Genomic DNA, 1723 nt, shown 5'->3' on the forward strand with positions numbered 1-1723 from the left:
GGCGGGCTCCCCGGCGGCGTTGCCTACAAGGCCGCCAACACCGCCGATTCGATGATCGGCCACCGCACGCCGCGCCACGAGGCGTTCGGCCGGGCGGCGGCGCGTTTCGACGATCTGATCAACCTGCCGGCGTCGCGGCTGACGGCGCTGCTGATCGTGCTGGCGGCTTTTTTCGTCAGCGGCGCCGACGCGAAAAATGCCTGGCGCACCGTGCGGCGCGACGCGAAAAAACATCGTTCGCCCAATGCCGGCTGGCCGGAAGCCGCGATGGCCGGCGCGCTCGGCCTGGCGCTTGCCGGGCCGCGCGTCTATGGCGGCGTCATGGTCGATGATGCCTTCATGGGCGACGGCGGCCGGCGCGACGCCGAGAGCGCCGACATCAGGCTGGCGTTGAAGCTTTATCGGACAGCCGACTTTCTGCTTATCGCGCTGTTCGGCATGATCGCGGCGATCGTCCTCGCCGCGTGACCGCACTCTACCTTCCCGTCTATCGGGTAAGCGCTCAGAGACCGTTTCGAAATTCGCTCTGGCGAGTCATATGGTGGTGGTTTCGAGAACCGGAGCGCAGCGGACATTTGGGTCCGTGAGCACCGGAAGCACAGAAAACGCCATCAGATGGCCGCCAGAGTAGAATTTCCAAACGGTCTCTCAGAACTCTATCCCTTGCTGCGCTTTCACGCCGGCCGAAAAATGGTGCTTGGTCACGCCCATCTCGGTGACCAGGTCGGCCGCCTCGACCAGAGCCGGCTTGGCGTTGCGGCCGGTGATCACGACATGCAGGCCCTCCCGCCGGCCCTTCAGCGCCGTCACCACCTTGTCGAGATCGAGATAATCGTAGCGCAGCGCAATGTTCAATTCGTCAAGCACCACAAGGCTGATCGAAGGATCCGCCATCAGTTCGAGCGCCTTGACCCAGGCGGCTTCGGCCGCCGCGATGTCGCGCTTCAGATCCTGCGTCTCCCAGGTAAAACCCTCGCCCATCGTGTGCCATACGACCCGGTCGCCGAAGGCGGCAAAGGCGTCCTTCTCGCCGGTGTGCCATTTGCCCTTGATGAACTGGACGACGCCGACGCGCTTGCCATAGCCGAGCATGCGCAGCGCCAGCCCGAAGGCGGCGGTGGTCTTGCCCTTGCCCGGACCGGTGTTGACGATCAGCAGGCCCTTCTCGATCGTCTTTCCCGCAACCTCGGCGTCCTGCACCGCCTTGCGCTTGGCCATCTTGGCGCGGTGGCGTTCCTCGTCCCTGGCTTCAATATCGGTCATCTCACTTCACCTTGAGCGGCAGCCCCGCCACCATCAAAAGCACTGTACCGGCGACTGCGGCGACCTGCTGGTTAAGCCGGCCGGCAGCGTCGCGAAAGCGCCTTGCCAAAGCGTTGTCGGGCACGATGCCCTGGCCGACCTCGTTGGAGACCACGAACCATGGCCCGCGGGGCCGCGACAGCACGTCGGCCAGCCGCCGGCATTCGGTCTCAAAGTCATGTTCGGCCAACATATGGTTGGTCAACCACAGCGTCAGGCAGTCGATCAGGACCGGCCGGCCGTCAGGCACCGCAGCCAGCGCGCCGGCAAGATCGAGCGGCGCATCCACGGTCGTCCAGCCCTCGCCACGCCGCGATCGATGCAGCGCGATGCGTTCGCGCATCTCGTCGTCATAGGCTTGCGCCGTCGCGATATAGGTCCATGGCCCCTGGCAGGCCGTCACCAATGTTTCGGCGTGCGC

The 1723-nt window shown here is 65.2% G+C and carries 3 protein-coding genes; 1 reads left to right on the forward strand and 2 read right to left on the reverse strand.

What is annotated here, in order from left to right; translation table 11 throughout:
* Positions 1–468 (forward strand): cobalamin biosynthesis protein CobD/CbiB (locus tag CN311_RS16510; protein ID WP_208866515.1); only part of this gene is annotated, 468 nt, incomplete at its 5' end.
* Between the two features lie 180 nt (positions 469–648).
* Here CN311_RS16510 and cobO read toward each other — a convergent pair.
* Together cobO and cobU are read right to left on the reverse strand one after the other, a co-directional pair.
* Positions 649–1263: a cob(I)yrinic acid a,c-diamide adenosyltransferase gene (gene cobO, locus CN311_RS16515; RefSeq protein ID WP_097574836.1), complete on the reverse strand. Its 615-nt coding sequence runs from the start codon at positions 1261–1263 to the stop codon at positions 649–651.
* A 1-nt stretch (position 1264) separates the two neighbouring features.
* A partial coding sequence (gene cobU / locus CN311_RS16520) for a bifunctional adenosylcobinamide kinase/adenosylcobinamide-phosphate guanylyltransferase (protein ID WP_097574837.1) occupies positions 1265–1723 on the reverse strand: 459 nt, incomplete at its 5' end.

Origin of the sequence: Mesorhizobium sanjuanii, assembly GCF_002529485.1 — a bacterium.
GTDB lineage: Bacteria > Pseudomonadota > Alphaproteobacteria > Rhizobiales > Rhizobiaceae > Mesorhizobium > Mesorhizobium sanjuanii.

What these genes read in the sequence shown, in the direction of transcription:
- cobO (WP_097574836.1), bottom strand. Translation starts at nt 1,263, where the DNA reads ATGACCGATATTGAAGCCAGGGACGAGGAACGCCACCGCGCCAAGATG.